Source organism: Gemmatimonadaceae bacterium (assembly GCA_030647905.1).
GTDB lineage: Bacteria > Gemmatimonadota > Gemmatimonadetes > Gemmatimonadales > Gemmatimonadaceae > UBA4720.
The window spans coordinates 1-14,150 of the sequence record JAUSJA010000018.1 but is presented as its reverse complement, the minus strand read 5'-3'; the positions used below and the strand labels follow the sequence as shown (position 1 = coordinate 14,150).

14 protein-coding genes are annotated in these 14,150 nt (G+C 66.0%); 4 read left to right on the top strand and 10 right to left on the bottom strand.

From position 1 onward, the window contains the following. Positions 1–18: 18 nt before the first annotated feature. Positions 19–1,200, top strand: a complete 1,182-nt coding sequence (locus Q7S20_03755; protein ID MDO8500938.1) for a glycerol-3-phosphate dehydrogenase/oxidase — start codon at positions 19–21, stop codon at positions 1,198–1,200. 10 nt (positions 1,201–1,210) lie between these two features. Here the strand turns inward: Q7S20_03755 and Q7S20_03750 are convergent, their stop codons facing one another. Together Q7S20_03750 and Q7S20_03745 are read right to left on the bottom strand one after the other, a co-directional pair. Next, a complete protein-coding gene (locus Q7S20_03750; protein MDO8500937.1) occupies positions 1,211–1,678 on the bottom strand; it encodes a GreA/GreB family elongation factor in 468 nt (155 codons plus the stop codon). Positions 1,679–1,772: 94 nt separating this feature from the next. Then, positions 1,773–2,750: a TIGR00730 family Rossman fold protein gene (locus Q7S20_03745; GenBank protein MDO8500936.1), complete on the bottom strand. Its 978-nt coding sequence runs from the start codon at positions 2,748–2,750 to the stop codon at positions 1,773–1,775. A 100-nt stretch (positions 2,751–2,850) separates the two neighbouring features. Between Q7S20_03745 and Q7S20_03740 the strand changes: the two genes are divergently transcribed. Beyond that, the gene (locus Q7S20_03740; GenBank protein MDO8500935.1) at positions 2,851–4,251 is read left to right on the top strand and encodes an alkaline phosphatase family protein; all 1,401 of its coding nucleotides are present in this window, start codon (positions 2,851–2,853) and stop codon (positions 4,249–4,251) included. Positions 4,252–4,254: 3 nt separating this feature from the next. Here the strand turns inward: Q7S20_03740 and Q7S20_03735 are convergent, their stop codons facing one another. The 3 genes from Q7S20_03735 to Q7S20_03725 all read right to left on the bottom strand — a co-directional run bounded on the left by Q7S20_03735 (position 4,255) and on the right by Q7S20_03725 (position 5,992). Continuing rightward, positions 4,255–4,656: a plastocyanin/azurin family copper-binding protein gene (locus tag Q7S20_03735; GenBank protein ID MDO8500934.1), complete on the bottom strand. Its 402-nt coding sequence runs from the start codon at positions 4,654–4,656 to the stop codon at positions 4,255–4,257. Between the two features lie 174 nt (positions 4,657–4,830). Continuing rightward, positions 4,831–5,523, bottom strand: a complete 693-nt coding sequence (locus Q7S20_03730) for a 4'-phosphopantetheinyl transferase superfamily protein (GenBank protein ID MDO8500933.1) — start codon at positions 5,521–5,523, stop codon at positions 4,831–4,833. Then, positions 5,507–5,992 carry a metallophosphoesterase family protein gene (locus Q7S20_03725; protein MDO8500932.1) on the bottom strand — a complete coding sequence of 162 codons (486 nt, stop codon included), beginning with the start codon at positions 5,990–5,992 and terminating at the stop codon, positions 5,507–5,509. The genes Q7S20_03730 and Q7S20_03725 overlap by 17 nt, the downstream gene beginning before the upstream one ends. 21 nt (positions 5,993–6,013) lie before the next feature. Here Q7S20_03725 and Q7S20_03720 point away from each other — a divergent pair, with 21 nt between their 5' ends. Next, entirely contained in the window at positions 6,014–6,262 is a 249-nt protein-coding gene (locus Q7S20_03720; GenBank protein ID MDO8500931.1) for a hypothetical protein, read from the top strand. Next, positions 6,259–7,227 carry a tRNA epoxyqueuosine(34) reductase QueG gene (gene queG / locus Q7S20_03715; GenBank protein MDO8500930.1) on the top strand — a complete coding sequence of 323 codons (969 nt, stop codon included), beginning with the start codon at positions 6,259–6,261 and terminating at the stop codon, positions 7,225–7,227. Before Q7S20_03720 ends, queG begins: the two co-directional genes overlap by 4 nt. Positions 7,228–7,270: 43 nt before the next feature. Here queG and Q7S20_03710 read toward each other — a convergent pair whose 3' ends face one another. The 5 genes from Q7S20_03710 to Q7S20_03690 all read right to left on the bottom strand — a co-directional run bounded on the left by Q7S20_03710 (position 7,271) and on the right by Q7S20_03690 (position 13,833). Then, positions 7,271–7,600, bottom strand: a complete 330-nt coding sequence (locus Q7S20_03710) for a metalloregulator ArsR/SmtB family transcription factor (GenBank protein ID MDO8500929.1) — start codon at positions 7,598–7,600, stop codon at positions 7,271–7,273. Between the two features lie 94 nt (positions 7,601–7,694). Continuing rightward, complete coding sequence (locus Q7S20_03705) at positions 7,695–7,907, bottom strand: DUF2892 domain-containing protein (GenBank protein ID MDO8500928.1); 213 nt, start codon at positions 7,905–7,907, stop codon at positions 7,695–7,697. Positions 7,908–8,015: 108 nt separating this feature from the next. Next, entirely contained in the window at positions 8,016–11,294 is a 3,279-nt protein-coding gene (locus tag Q7S20_03700) for an efflux RND transporter permease subunit (GenBank protein ID MDO8500927.1), read from the bottom strand. Positions 11,295–11,297: 3 nt separating this feature from the next. Further along, positions 11,298–12,344, bottom strand: coding sequence for an efflux RND transporter periplasmic adaptor subunit (locus Q7S20_03695; GenBank protein ID MDO8500926.1), 1,047 nt, complete (start codon positions 12,342–12,344; stop codon positions 11,298–11,300). A gap of 31 nt (positions 12,345–12,375) precedes the next feature. Next, positions 12,376–13,833, bottom strand: a complete 1,458-nt coding sequence (locus tag Q7S20_03690) for a TolC family protein (protein MDO8500925.1) — start codon at positions 13,831–13,833, stop codon at positions 12,376–12,378. Between the last annotated feature and the right edge of the window lie 317 nt (positions 13,834–14,150).

The window sequence follows — 14,150 nt, the reverse complement described above, 5'->3', positions numbered from 1 at the left end:
TGAGGGTATCTTTCTAGGATGGTGCGATCCTTCGCGGCCCTTGAATCACGTGTATTCGACGTGCTCGTGACAGGGGGTGGTATTACTGGTGCAGGAATCGCGCGAGACGCCGCGATGAGAGGCATGAGCGTCGCCATCGTGGACAAGGGAGACTGGGCGAGCGGCACTTCGAGCCGGTCTTCCCGCCTGATCCACGGCGGAATCAGGTACCTCGAGCACGGCCAGATCGGGATGGTGCGCGAATCGGTGCGGGAGAGGGAGATCCTGCTCCGGATCGCCCCGCATCTGGTGAAGCCGCTGGAGTTCACGTGGCCCGTGTATCGCGGCGCACGCCTGCCTCGGTGGAAGCTGAGAATCGGACTTGCGATGTACGACTTGCTCGCCGGGAAGCGAGGCGTGAGGAAGCACGATGCCCTCGATCGCAAGGAGGTGCTGGAGCGCGAGCCGGCGCTGCGCCATAACGGACTGAGAGGCGGCGCCAGTTACTTCGACGCAGCGACGGACGACGCGGGGCTCACCCGGGCCAATATCGCGAGCGCCGTCGAGCACGGCGCCGTAGCCGTGAGCCATGCCATGACCGAATCCACGACCGCGACCGGCGGCCGAGCTGATGGAGCTATCGTTCGCGACATGCTCGGAAACGGGATCGCCAGAGTGAGGGCGCATGTGCTCGTGAGCGCGACCGGTCCCTGGCAGGCGAAGGGGACAAAAGGCTCGCACATCGTCGTGCCGCGGACCCGCATCGGCAATCACGGCGCGGTGACGATGATCTCCCCCGACGACGGACGCGTGATGTTCATGCTCCCTTCCGGCGAGAGCACAATCATCGGGACGACGGACATCTACACGGACGAGACCCCTGACGACGTGCGGGCGAGCGAGCGCGAGATAGCGTACCTGCTGCGCGCGGCCAACGCCTACTTCCCCGATTCGGCACTGACGCCAGCCGATATCACGGCGACGTGGGCGGGCATCCGTCCGCTCGCTACCGCACCGCCGGGCACCAAGCCGTCGAGCATTTCGCGCGAGCATCTCATCTCGCACGACTCACAGGGCGTAATCGTCGTGACGGGCGGAAAGCTCACCACCTATCGCTCGATGGCCGCGCAGGTGGTGGATCACACAGAGCGGGCCCTCGGCCGCGCCCATGTGGAATCCCGCACGGGCGAGGTTCCTCTCGGCGAGACTACGGCAGCGTAAGAACGACTAGCTACTCCCCGTGAATCGTCTTCAGCCAGACGATCCGGATACGTCGCACCATCGCGGGAAGCCTGAGCACGGTCGCCTCTCCCACGCCGCGGCCGACGAGCGCCAGGCCGATCGGCGACGACATGCTCACGTGCCCTTCCTCATACTCCACCGAGTCTCCGAAGACGAGATGGTAGGTCTCCTTCTCACCCGTTTCCTCGTCCTCCACGACGACCTTGGACCCCAGTCCGACCCTATCCGCCGAAATCTGGCTCACATCTATGGACGACAGCTTGCTGAGACGCTGGCGAAGCTGCCCCAGGCGCGCCTGAACAAACTGCTGCCGCTCGAGGGCCGCCTTGTACTCGCTGTTCTCGCGAAGATCGCCGTGCTCGACGGCTTTCCTGATCTCCGCGGGTAACGTGACGTTGAGCTCGCGCTGAAGCTTCTCAACTTCCGCCCCGAGCTTCGCCTTGAGTTGTTCGATCATCGGGGGCTGGATTGCGGTGAGAAAAAAAATCCGAGCGCCCTCCTGGTGGAGCGGACGCTCGATATCTGAAACTAGATACGGCGTCTGTGCGACGCTAGCCCGCCGCGTCTGCCGCCGCGCGCTCCTCCGAGACGATCACCTGCGACTCGTAGGCATTTATCACTGCGTTCGCCGCTTCGGCTGGGTCGTCGGTGAGAATCATGAGGTCAATGTCGCCGGGCGAGATCTTCCGCTCGGCGAGAACGCGCGCCTGAAGCCAGCGCAGCAGGCCGGCCCAGTAGCGTCTTCCGAAGAGAATGACCGGGAACTGGTAGATTTTCCCGGTCTGAATGAGCGTGATCGCTTCGAACAGTTCATCGAGAGTTCCAAATCCTCCCGGAAAGATGATGAACGCCACCGAGTACTTGATGAACATCGTCTTCCGGACAAAGAAATACCGGAAGTTCACGAGCGTATCCACGTAGGGGTTGGAGCCCTGCTCAAACGGAAGCTCGATGTTGCAGCCGATGGAGCGCCCGCCAGCGATACCGGCTCCCTTGTTCGCCGCTTCCATGATTCCAGGGCCGGCGCCGGTGATGATCGCGAAGCCCGCTTCCCCGAGGAGACGGGACACCTCCTGCGCGGCTTTATACATCGGATCCTCGGGCGACGTGCGCGCCGAGCCGAAGATCGTCACGCCTTTCTCGATGGCTGACAGCGTGTCGAACCCTTCGATGAATTCCCCCATTATCCGCATCACACGCCACGGATCTGTCCGGGTGAAATCGGCTCCCGGTCCCGGCTGCTGAAGAAGCTTCTCGTCTTCGGTTACCGGGGTGTAGCTCCTGATCGCGTCGTCGATCTTGCGCGTCGCTCCCACCTGTCGCGCCTGCGTCGCGCGCGACGGCGGCATGCGGCCCGCCATGAGGTGTCCTTCCTCGGTTCGCTCGCGGGTTCCTGCCCGCGCAGCCTCTTCTGCGGAAGCGCGGAGAGTGGCGTCAGCTTTCTTGCCGGTGGCGGTGCGGGCCTGCCTTGGCTTCACGGCACGTGTCTTCGGCGCCGGCGTAGCGGCGGTAGTTTTCTTCTTTCTCATCTATCGGAATACAGGCGCGACATTGACTGCTCCTCCTCACGAATGGCTCCGCCACACGGAAAATGTGGTCGCCGCTGCATGACAGTAGCGAGATGACCCGGTGTCCGTAATAGTCATCGTCGCCGACGGAGCGCGCCCGGATACGCTGTCCGGTGCGATGAGGCGCGGTATCGTGCCCGCGCTGAGCGCGCTTCGCGACGACGGCGGCCTGCACACGGTGACATCCGTATTCCCCTCGGTCACGGGACCCGCCTATGCACCGTTCGTCATGGGCAGGTATCCCGGCCCCATCGGTCTCCCGGGCCTGCGGTGGTACGATCGCGAGCGCGCCACATGCCGGCTCCCGGGCCACTCGCGCAGCTACGTCGGCCCCGAAATGAGGATGGTGGACAGGGATCTCGACCCCTCCGTGCCGACGATCTTCGAGCTGGCAAAGTCAAGCATGGCTGCCCTGAACGTCATTGGCCGCGGACTTCGCGCCGAGGACCGCATCGGAAGCGGGGCGGGATTCGCGATACGCACCGGGTGGACGCACTTCAGCGGCAAGGTGAGCGGATGGCTCGACATTGATCGCCGGATAGCGTCGCGAGTCGTGGCCCACGTCAGGCGCAAGCAACCGGATTTCGTCTTCGCCGCGCTCACTGGAATAGACAAGTCGTCGCATTTCGAAGGTCACACCGGCGCGTACGTGGATCTGGCACTGACAATCGTGGACGACACTGTCGCCGAGCTGCGCCACGACGCCGAGCGGCAGGGGACGTGGGAGTCTACGCATCTGTGGGTGGTGAGTGATCACGGGCATTCGCCGGTCCGTCAGCACGATGACATCGCCGGTCTGATCGGCAGACTCGGGTTCCGGACCATCGCGCACCCGTTCGTGTTCTCGCCGCGCGGAGAAGTGGCGGTGATGGTGAGCGGGAACGCAATGGCTCATGTCTATCTCGACCTCGCGCGCCGCGTGCGTCCGTGGCTCGGCGAGCTGGACGGGAGATGGCAATCGGTTCGCGACGCGCTTCTGGCGCGCGAATCCGTGGATCTGATGATTCTGCCATCGGCTCCGGGGGCGTGCGAGATACACGCGCGAGGTCGCGGCTCGGCACGGATGGCGTGGGGGAATGGCCGCATCTCGTATGAGCCAATGGACGGCGATCCGCTGGGGCTCGGATCGCAGCGGGATCTGACCGATGACGAATCCTACGACGTGACCTTTGCCAGCGACTATCCCGACTCACTCGTGCAGATATCGCGGCTCTCCGACTCGCCGCGAACCGGAGAGATCGTGTTGTCGGCTGCGCGCAACTGGGATTTCCGGGCGAAGTGGGAGCCCATTCCTCATGAATCATCGCACGGCGCGCTGCACCGCGAGCACATGCTCGTGCCGCTGTTGATGAATCGCCCGCCGGCGACTGCGCCGCGCAGAACGGTTGACGTAATGCCCAGCGCGCTGCGGGCGCTGGGCATTCCCGTTCCTCCAGGACTGGACGGCCGATCGTACCTGTAGGAGCTACTGGACGATGATCGAGCCGTTCATCCCCGAGTGTTGAGTGCAGTGGAACGCATACGTCCCGGTGTCATTGAAGGTCCGGTTGTTCGTTCCCGAGCTGTGAAGCGGTATGTCGGCGATGCCGGGCGGCCGCGTGCCATCCCAGTTCAGGTCGTGAGTGATTCCCGAGTCGTTGATGAACTGCACGCTCGCGCCTTTTCCGACGGTGAGCGATGCCGGTGTGAACGAGCTCGAAAGGAAGCACACCGCGCCTGTCGGGCAACTGGTGCCACCACCACCACCTCCTCCTCCTCCCCCTCCTCCACCGCCAGTGTTCGTAGCGGGACCGGTGCTCCCTCCGCCGCCTGAACAAGCCACCGCTGACGCGAGTGCGATCAACTCAAAAAAACGGACGTGATTCATGGCCTTGCCTCCTCACTGGGAATCCTGCGTGTGAGAGAAAGGCTGGTTATGCGCACGCGTGGCTGCCACGACCACACGGCGAAGGTGTCCTGTCAGGCGGTGAACTCCACCGGGGCGCATGCCGAACTTGTGAGAGCGAAGAGTGCGATGGCGATGCGAGTCCGCGCATTCAGATCAGATGACAGACGGCGCTCCCCGCATCACTACCCGCCAGTCATTTCCGCGCGCGACGACGACGCCCACGAAGTCGGGGCCGAGATCGAGCGGTACGACCGTCCATTCGCGCTTTTTCACCTGCTCGCGGTCGATCTCTCCATTCTTCCAGCTCGCCAGGCCGCGCCACACGCTGTCTCCCCTCGCCTTCGCGGTGCCTTCCCGCCTTACCCATATAGACAGGAAAGCGAGGTCTATCTCGTCTTCGGGAAGCGCGGACAGCATGCGATATTCGTCTTCCGAGAAAAAGCGCTTCGCCACCTGGAGTGCGCGCGGGATCGGCTTCAGCTTCTCGACGTCCACACCAACGTCGCGGTTTGCGGTCACCACGATGATGACGAGGTTCCCCGAATGCGTCGTGTTGAACGTGAGCCCAATGTCGTTCGGCTTCGAGAGCGTCGGCTTCCCCATCCCGACGACGCCGAAGCTGATGTCGGCTGGCGATCCTCCGACATAGCCGGCGAGAAGCTGTCGCTGCATTGCTCGCGAGACGACGTACTGATGCACCGCGCGCTCCTCCAGCAGCGCACCGACGCGCTTCTGCTCGCTCGGCGACAGACGGTGGAGCAGGGCGTTCATCTCGTCGGCGTTCACGTCGAGGGGAGCCATCCACACGTCCACCACGTCGGGCGCGAGCTCAATCGAGGGGAACAATCTCCACCTCCGCTTCACCGTCGGCGATCGTGAGACGCGCGACACTCGGCGCGAGGTTGAACCGGCGGGCGCCCGCGGCGCCGGGATTGATGACCAGCCTGCCGTCGGCGCGCGTGACGAGCTGTCGATGGGTGTGACCGTAAACGATGATCCGCTGTGGATACGCGGCGATGAGCTTCGCGGGCGTCGGGCTTCCCACCTCATGTCCGTGGCTCACGTGGATGTCGAGGCCTCCCATCTCCAGAACGAGCTCCTGTTCGAAACCGGGCTCCCCGATCGGATCGGTGTTGCCGTAAACCGCCTGCACTGGCGCAATGATGCGCAACTCGTCGAGGATTTCCGATCCCCCCACGTCACCCGCGTGCAGTATGAGATCCACGCCTTCCAGCGCGTTGTGGACGCTTGGCCGGAGAAACCCGTGTGTGTCCGATATGAGTCCGATGCGCATCCCGTTCGGGCCAGTCGCCATGGTTCCTATATTACCTGAGCAATGTCCTGGACACGACTATCTCTCACGCTGGCGCTGCGATCGCTCGCCCGACCACGGCTCGCCTTGGCTTTGATTCGTGTGGCGTGGAGATTCAGGTCGCGCAGATGGTATGTGCGTTTTCCATTCCTGCCGATTCCCGATGCGACGTACGTGCGCTGGCGGATGTACACCGCGTACGGCGATTACGATGCAGTTCCGCCCGCGCGCGACGTCGAGCGGTACGCGCGCTGGGCGGTGAGCGATCGGTGATCGCGGCGGAGCTGGAGCCGCAGGCGGATTTCTCGCGGCTCATCAAGGCGCAGACATACGGACTCGGATTCGACCTCGTCGGGTTCACCTCGCTTGGACCCGCGGAGACCGCGGACGCATTCGATGAATGGCTGTCAGGCGGATATGCCGGAGAGATGGAGTACCTGGCGCGTGGCGCGGCGAAGCGGCGCGACACGCATCTTCCCTTCCCTGGAGTCACGAGCGCGATCGTGGTCGGTATGAATTACGGCGGTACCGCTCCATCCGGTCCGATCGCCCGCTACGCGAGAGGTGACGACTACCACGACGTGATGTGGAAGAAGCTCGATTCTCTCCACGAGTGGATCGATTCGCAGGTCGGCCGTTCCGTAACGGGACGGTCATACGTGGACACCGGTCCGATTCTCGAGCGCGATCTCGCGCGCCGGGCCGGGCTCGGGTGGTTCGGCAAGAACACCAACCTGATCAATCCGAAGCTCGGCTCGTTCTTCTTCATCGGCGCGCTTGTCGTGGATCTCGACCTCGAGCCGGACGCGCCGTTCGAGGCCGACCGATGTGGCACCTGCACCCGGTGTCTCGATGCGTGCCCCACAAGTGCGTTCGTCGAGCCGAGGGTGCTCGATGCGACGCTATGCATCTCGTATCTGACGATCGAGGCAAAGGGTGATATCCCGATCGAGCTGCGTGAGGGTGTCGGCGACTCGATCTACGGTTGCGATATCTGCCAGGAGGTGTGTCCGTGGAACGTGAAGTTCTCACGGGACGCGACGGAGGGGGCGTTCGCAGCGCGTGAGGTGATTGCGGGGAAGGACGCGCGCACGCTCGCGCGTGAGATTCTCGCGATGGATGACGAGCAGTTCCGCACTGTGTTCAAGGGCTCGCCGATGAAGCGTGCGAAACGCCGAGGCCTCAAGCGCAACGCGGCTGTGGTGCTTGGCAATGCCGGTGACGAGCGCGAGCGGTGAGCGCCGAAGGGCTCGGCATTCTGACTGAGATCGACACTGGCATTCAGGACGCGAACAGCTTGCGACGGGCGCGCGCTTCGGCCTCGAGCCGATCGCACATGATCTCGCAGAGCGCAAACACCGACCGGTCAGCCAGGGCATAGTACGTGAAGAGCCCGTCCTTGCGACGCGTGACGAAGCCGAGCGTGTGCAGCAACTGCAGGTGCTTGGAGACGTTAGCTTGGCCGAGCCCCGTTTCGTCGACGAGCTCGGAAACCGTCATCTCGCCACGCCGCAAGCAGCTCAATATCTGCAGGCGTGCGGGCTCGGCCAGCGCCCGGAACCGCTGCGAGATGAGCTCGATGACTTCCGGCGTCAGTTTCAACTTGCTCATGCGTTCCTCCGCGCATCACACTTCATGGCCATACAGCGCTTTATTCCTCCAACCACGCTGACACAATCCGCGAGCGCGGCTCTTACAGCAATGACTATTCACGCCCGCGCGCCGGCGTGCAGCCGGCGAGCCCCGCCCAGCCGAGCATCCGCTCCAGTGGACAGAAGGCGGTGAAGCTCGACTGCAGCAGGTTGGCCCCCACGAACGCCGTGAACAGCAGCCACGCGGGGTGTACCCAGTAGCCGAGGGCGATCGAGACGAGGATGAAGACGCCAGCGAAGCGGCGAATGATATTGTCGTTGCACATGTGGACGATCCGGAGACAAAGATGAAGCACGCGTGCGCGCCGTGTGCGCGCACGCCCAAGGCAAGAGCTCAGAAGAACGATTCGGTGTAGCCAGCGCCATGCTGCCGGTCAAGCAATGTCGCGATGCGCTGCGGGCTGGAGCCACTGTACACCACCATCAGCATCTTCATCGGAGTGCCCTGGAATCGGAGCGGGCGCCGGCTCGCGCCGGCGCAGCTCCCAGTAGAGGATTGGAACGACGACCATCGTGAGCAGCGTGGCCACCACAGCGCCGCTCATGAGCGCCACGGCGAGGCCCTGGAAGATCGGGTCGAGCACCATCACCAATCCGCCGATCACGACCGCGGCCGCAGTGAGCGCGATAGGCCTGAAGCGCACCGCGCCCGCCTCGAGCACCGCCGCGCGCAGCGGGCGCCCACGCGCCTCGGCAAGCTGGATGAAATCCACCAGCAGAATCGAGTTGCGCACGATAATTCCGGCGAGCGCGATCATGCCGATCATGGATGTCGCCGTGAAGAACGCGCCCGTGATCGCATGCCCTGGCAGGATGCCGATGAGCGTCAGCGGGATGGGCGCCATGATCACGAGCGGCACCTTGAACGACTGGAACCAGCCGACCACCAGCACGTAGATCAGCACCAGCACGATGGCGAACGCGAGCCCGAGGTCGCGGAAGACCTCGATGGTCACCTGCCACTCGCCGTCCCACTTGATGGCCGTCTCGGTGAGCCGGTCCGGCTGCACCGCGTTGTAGCGCGCGATGCCCGCGCCATTCACGCGGATCTGGTCCAGGCGGCGATTCATCTCCATGATCGCGTACACCGGTGATTCGATCTGACCGGCCACGTCGCCCGTCACGTAGATGGCTGAACGCAGATCCTTGCGCACGCGGCTGCTCTTGATGGTTCCCCTGACCACGCTCACGAAGCGCGCGAGCGGCTGCGGTCCGGTGGCGGTCGCGATGGGGAGGGTGAGCAGAGCCTCCGCCGACGAGCGCTGCTCCAGCGGGAGTCGCGGCACGATGGCCACCCCTTCGCGCGCGGTCGCCGAGCTCGTGATACCGGCCGGGGCGCCCGAGAGGGCCAGATACAGCGTCTGCGTGATCTGCTCCACGCTCGCGCCGGCCTCCGCCGCGCGCACGGGGTCAACGCGGAACGTGCGCTGCTGCCCCGGCGCCTCGACTGTCCAATCGACGTCCACCACACCCGGCGTCGTCTCGAACACGTGCTTCACCTGTCGCGCCGCCGCCAGGCGCGTGGAGTCGTCCGCGGCGTACACCTCGGCCACGAGCGTGGAGAGCACGGGTGGGCCGGGCGGAATCTCCGCAACCTTGGCCGACGCATCGTAGCGGCGCGCGATCACGTCGATCCCTGGCCGTACAGCCACGACGATGGCGTGGCTCTGGCGCGACCGGTCACCCTTGGGCAGCAGGTTCACCTGCACGTCGGCCACGTTCGGCCCCGAACGCATGAAGTAGTGCCGCACCAGACCGTTGAAGTTGAACGGCGCTGCCGTGCCGGCGTACACCTCCGTGCTCTTCACCTCGGGTACGCGCCGCAGGTAGCCGGCGACCTCCTGACCCAGCGCATTCGTTGTCTCGAGAGTCGTCCCTTCCGGCAGATCGAGCACCACCTGGAATTCGCTCTTGTTGTCGAACGGGAGCATCTTCACCTTCACTGCCTTGACGAAGAGCAGTCCGACCGAGAGGAGCAACAGCCCTACGACTCCGCCGTAGAAGCTCAGCCGCCAGCGCCGGCGCTCCATGAGCGGCGTCATGATGCGCGCGTAGAATCGGCCGAAGCGCGACTGTTCCTCCGACTCATATGCGCGATCGGGCACCGTGGCGGGCGCACCGGCGACGGATGCCGGCGTCGCGTGTTCGTGTACGTGGCCCTTGAGCAACCGGTACGCCAGATACGGCGTCACCACGAACGCCACCGCGAGCGACGCGAGCATTGCGACCGATGCGCCCACGGGGATGGGGCGCATGTACGGGCCCATCATGCCGGAGACGAATGCCATTGGCAGGATCGCCGCGATCACCGCGAACGTCGCCAGGATCGTGGGATTTCCCACCTCATCCACGGCCTCCACCGCCGCCACCTCGGGTGTGCGGTCGCCCATCTTCATGTGGCGGTAGATGTTCTCCACCACCACGATGGCGTCGTCCACCAGGATGCCGATGGAGAAGATCAGCGCGAACAGCGTAATGCGATTGAGCGTGTAGCCCAGCGCGTAGTACGCGAACAGCGTGAGCGCGAGCGTGACCGGCACAGCCACCAGCACCACGACGGCCTCCCGCCACCCCAGGAACAGCCAGATGAGCGCCGTGACCGACACGGTCGCGATGAGCAGGTGCAGCATCAGCTCCCGCGCCTTCTCTCCGGCCGTCTCGCCGTAGTCGCGCGTCACCGTGAGGTTCACGTCGGCCGGAAGCAGCCGCCCCTTCGCCGCGTTCACGCGCTCCATCACGGCGTGCGTCACCTGCGTGGCGTTGGCGCCATGGCGCTTCGCGACCGCGATGGTGACCGCGGGCTCGGGCGCGCCGCGCCGTCCCTGGTGCGACACATAGGTGGTGGGCTCGCCGAAGTTGGCCGTCACGTCGGCGACGTTGCGGATGTACACCGGTGCGCCGCCGCGCATCGCCACCACCACGCTCCCAACCTCGGCGGGTGTCTCGAGCGGCGCCCCGACGTCGATGCGGTATACCTGATCGGCCGTGGCGAGCTCGCCAGCCTGGAGCCGGGCGTTCGCCCCCTTGATCGCCGCCGCCACCTCGCCCGGCGTCACCCCGCTCGCCGCCAGCCGCGCCGGGTCGAGCGTCACGCGAATCTGCTTCGGCTGGCCGCCCACCACGAATGTCTGCGCCACGTCGGGCACAGTGCGGATCTCGTCCTCCACATGCCCCGCCACCTGGCGCAGCATGTTCGCGTCGTAGCTCGCGGAGTGCAGCGTCAGCGTGAGCACCGGTACGTCGTCGATCGAGTGCGGCTTCACCACTGGCGGGAGTGCACCGGGAGGCGCCTGATCCATGGCGCTCGCAAGCTTGGCCTGGACCCTGGTCACGCTCCGCTCCTGGTCCTCGCCCACCTTGAAGCGGACGGTCACCATGGCGTAGCCGTCGCCCGACATCGTGTAGACGTGGTCCACACCCGGGATCTCGAGCATGCGCTGCTCGATGGGGCGGGCGAGCAGGTTCTCGGCCTCGCTCGGCGATGCACCCGGCATGGCCGAGATCACGTCGATCATCGGTACCGAGATCTGCGGCTCCTCCTCGCGCGGCGTCGCGAGAATACCGAGCAGCCCCACCGCGAGTGACGCCACGGCGACGAGCGGCGTCAGCTTGGATTGCAGGAATGCCTGCGTGATGCGTCCGGAGATGCCCACGGCTCAGTACCCCCCAGCCGAGGGCGGTGCCCCGCCGACGGGTACGACTACCCGATCGCCCGCGCGCAGGCCCCCGGTCACCTCGACCACACTTCCCATGGTGCGCCCCAGCCGCACCCAGCGCGTCACGTCGCCCTCGGCCGCGCGCACCGTGACCCCCGTGAGATCGCCGGAGCGTAACACCGCGCGCACCGGAACCACGCGCACTACCTGCTCGCCCTGTGGCAGCAGCAGCGCAGCAGTACTCCCGGGCAGGATCGTCCCTCCCGGGTTCGCGACGAGCGCATTGATCGTGTAGAGGTTGCCCGCGGCGGCCGGCACTACGCCCTCGATGCGCGCCTGCACCGTCGTCCCCTCGATTGTGGCACGCACGGTCTCGCCACGCCGCAGGGCGCGCGCTATCTCCGGCGTCGCGCTCGCCGCGATGCGAAGCTGCGTCCCATCCTGCACCGTCACGAGTGGCGCTCCCGGCGCCGCGAACGCGCCCGGATCCACGAAGCGTCGCGTGACCACGGCCGCGAACGGCGCGCGCACCACGGCATACGCGCTCATCGCGCTCACCTCCGCCGCCGAGGCACGCGCCGCGTGCACGCCCGCCTCCGCTCGCGCCAGGCCGGTCTCGACCGCATCGAGCTGTGCTCGTGTTGCCGCGCTGTCAGCATAGAGCGCACGAATGCGCCCGGCCTGCGTCGCGGCGTCTCGCCGCGCGGCCTCCGCGTCGGCGATCGAGGCTGCCACCTGCGCCTGCCTGGCCGACAGGTCGCGCGCATCGATCCGCACGAGCGGCTGCCCAGCGGCTACGGCGTCGCCTTCCTGCACGAGCACGGACAGGATGGTGCCCATGAGCTTGGTGCTGAGCGTCGCCTGACGGAGCGGTTGTGCAACGCCGTCGGCCTCGAACGCTGTCTGAACGGTCGTGTCCTTCACGGTGTAGACACTGCCGGCCACGCGCACCGGCGCGGCCTCGGTCGTCTTGGGTTCTGATGGTGAACACGCGGCGGCGATGGCGAGCAGCCCCGCGCCAGCGATGGCATCGAATCGGATGTGCATGGGAGAGTGTCCTCGGGGTGTGCGGCTCAGGTCAGCGCGTGCTGGGCGCGACTGGCGCTGGCGTGCGCGAAAGATCTGGGGGTGTGGGTGTGAGCGTCGTCGCGGCGGATGCGGCGGGCGATCGCGCCGCATCATCGAGCGCCGCCAGCGTCGCGGGATCGCCACCAAGCGCGCGGCGGCGCTCGGCCGCCCCGACGATGGCGCCATAGCGGGCCTGCGACAGCGCCAGCGCGCTCTGTACCTCCGTCGCTTGCGCGTCCAGCAGCTCGACCACAGTCGCCAGACCGCCCTCGTACTTCCGCGACACGATCCGGTGCGCTTCGGCGCTCTGCGCCGCCGACCGCTCGGCGATGGCGAGCCGCGTGAGCGCGACGGCGAGCGTGGTCCGGGTCTGCGCAATGTCGAGCGTGGCGTTGGCCCGAGCCGCATCAGTCTGGGCGCGTGCCGCCATGGCGCGGCCCGCGGTCGCGCGCACATCGGACAGCTCACTCGCGCCGCCGAACGGATTCCACGACGCCATCACGCCGACGGTCCAGTTCCGATCACCGCCATACGGCCGATTCGGCGCGTTCCAGTCGTACCGCGCGAACGAATTGATGCGCGGCAGATACGCAGCGCGCGCACGGAGGGCGTCGGCGCGCGCAGCCGCCAGTCCTTCCTGTGCGGCACGCACGTCGGCGCGCGGCTCGGCAGGAGCCGACGTGGTGTCGGCCGCCACTACCGCCCGGATGCGATCCGCCGACGGGAGCGCGGCTGGCGCGTTCATGCCGACTGGCAGATCACCCTGGCCGAATCCCAGCATAATGGCGAGCTGGTGACGCGCCGTCTCCGCGCCACCATCCGCTTCGGCGAGCTGCACGTCGATCTCGCCCGCGCGCACCGAGGCGAGGAGCGCGTCGGAGCGCGTCGCGAGTCCCTGCCGCACCATCGCTTCCGACTGGGACACGTGCGCGTGCGCCGCGCGGGCCGCCACCTGGAGCGTGGCGGCCCGCTCGGCGGCGAGCACGGCACCGTAGTACGCCTGCACCACGTCAACACGCGTCGAGAGCCGTGTCCAGCTTGCCGACTCGCGGCTGGCATCGGCGCCACGGCGCGCCGCCTTCCGACCGGCCCAGGCGTCGGCGATGAACACCGGCTGCTCGAGCACGACGCTGCTCTGGTAGTTTCCGATGGCGCCCGGGTAGTTCAACCGCTGCGGATCGAAGTCGGATGGCGTGACGATCCGCTGGCGCAGTTTCGCGCCGAACACGCCGATAGGATCGGTGGTGCGGACGTAGCCGGCCTCGAGATGTACGCTCGGCAGGATCCCCTTCAGCGGGGCGATGGCCTGGGCTGTCTGCGCGGCGGCCGTGCCCGCGGCAACGCGATTGGCGTAGGCCGACTGATCAGCCTGATGCATGGCTGCGGAGAGCGTGAGCTGTGCGCCGGCGGACTGGGTGGCCAGCCCGCTCAGGCCGAGCATGTACAACGCGATAGCGGAACTGGTCATGGTACCGGGTAGGAAGATCGATTGAATATCGCTCCAACGCTATATGAGTATAGAGTTATATACTTACCATGTCAAGCGGGATCGCCGCTCCCGTAGTGGGTCAGTTTCCAGTTGGCAGGATGGAGGCGAGCCGCCCTGCGTGCCACGGAGACACGAAGACACGGTGAAAAACGCCTCAATCTTCGTATGTCGATTCCAGCAATCCCAACAACCGTTTTCCTCCGTGTGCTTCGTGGCAAGTGCAGAGACATGGCTAAACTGACCCACTACCCGCCGCTCCGATGCCGGCGCAGCCCCAATCCTCACAGAGACAGGGC

What these genes read in the sequence shown, in the direction of transcription:
- Q7S20_03755 (MDO8500938.1), top strand. Translation starts at nt 19, where the DNA reads ATGGTGCGATCCTTCGCGGCCCTTGAATCACGTGTATTCGACGTGCTC.
- Q7S20_03750 (MDO8500937.1), bottom strand. Translation starts at nt 1,678, where the DNA reads ATGATCGAACAACTCAAGGCGAAGCTCGGGGCGGAAGTTGAGAAGCTT.
- Q7S20_03745 (MDO8500936.1), bottom strand. Translation starts at nt 2,750, where the DNA reads ATGAGAAAGAAGAAAACTACCGCCGCTACGCCGGCGCCGAAGACACGT.
- Q7S20_03735 (MDO8500934.1), bottom strand. Translation starts at nt 4,656, where the DNA reads ATGAATCACGTCCGTTTTTTTGAGTTGATCGCACTCGCGTCAGCGGTG.
- Q7S20_03725 (MDO8500932.1), bottom strand. Translation starts at nt 5,992, where the DNA reads ATGGCGACTGGCCCGAACGGGATGCGCATCGGACTCATATCGGACACA.
- Q7S20_03720 (MDO8500931.1), top strand. Translation starts at nt 6,014, where the DNA reads ATGTCCTGGACACGACTATCTCTCACGCTGGCGCTGCGATCGCTCGCC.
- Q7S20_03710 (MDO8500929.1), bottom strand. Translation starts at nt 7,600, where the DNA reads ATGAGCAAGTTGAAACTGACGCCGGAAGTCATCGAGCTCATCTCGCAG.
- Q7S20_03705 (MDO8500928.1), bottom strand. Translation starts at nt 7,907, where the DNA reads ATGTGCAACGACAATATCATTCGCCGCTTCGCTGGCGTCTTCATCCTC.
- Q7S20_03695 (MDO8500926.1), bottom strand. Translation starts at nt 12,344, where the DNA reads ATGCACATCCGATTCGATGCCATCGCTGGCGCGGGGCTGCTCGCCATC.
- Q7S20_03690 (MDO8500925.1), bottom strand. Translation starts at nt 13,833, where the DNA reads ATGACCAGTTCCGCTATCGCGTTGTACATGCTCGGCCTGAGCGGGCTG.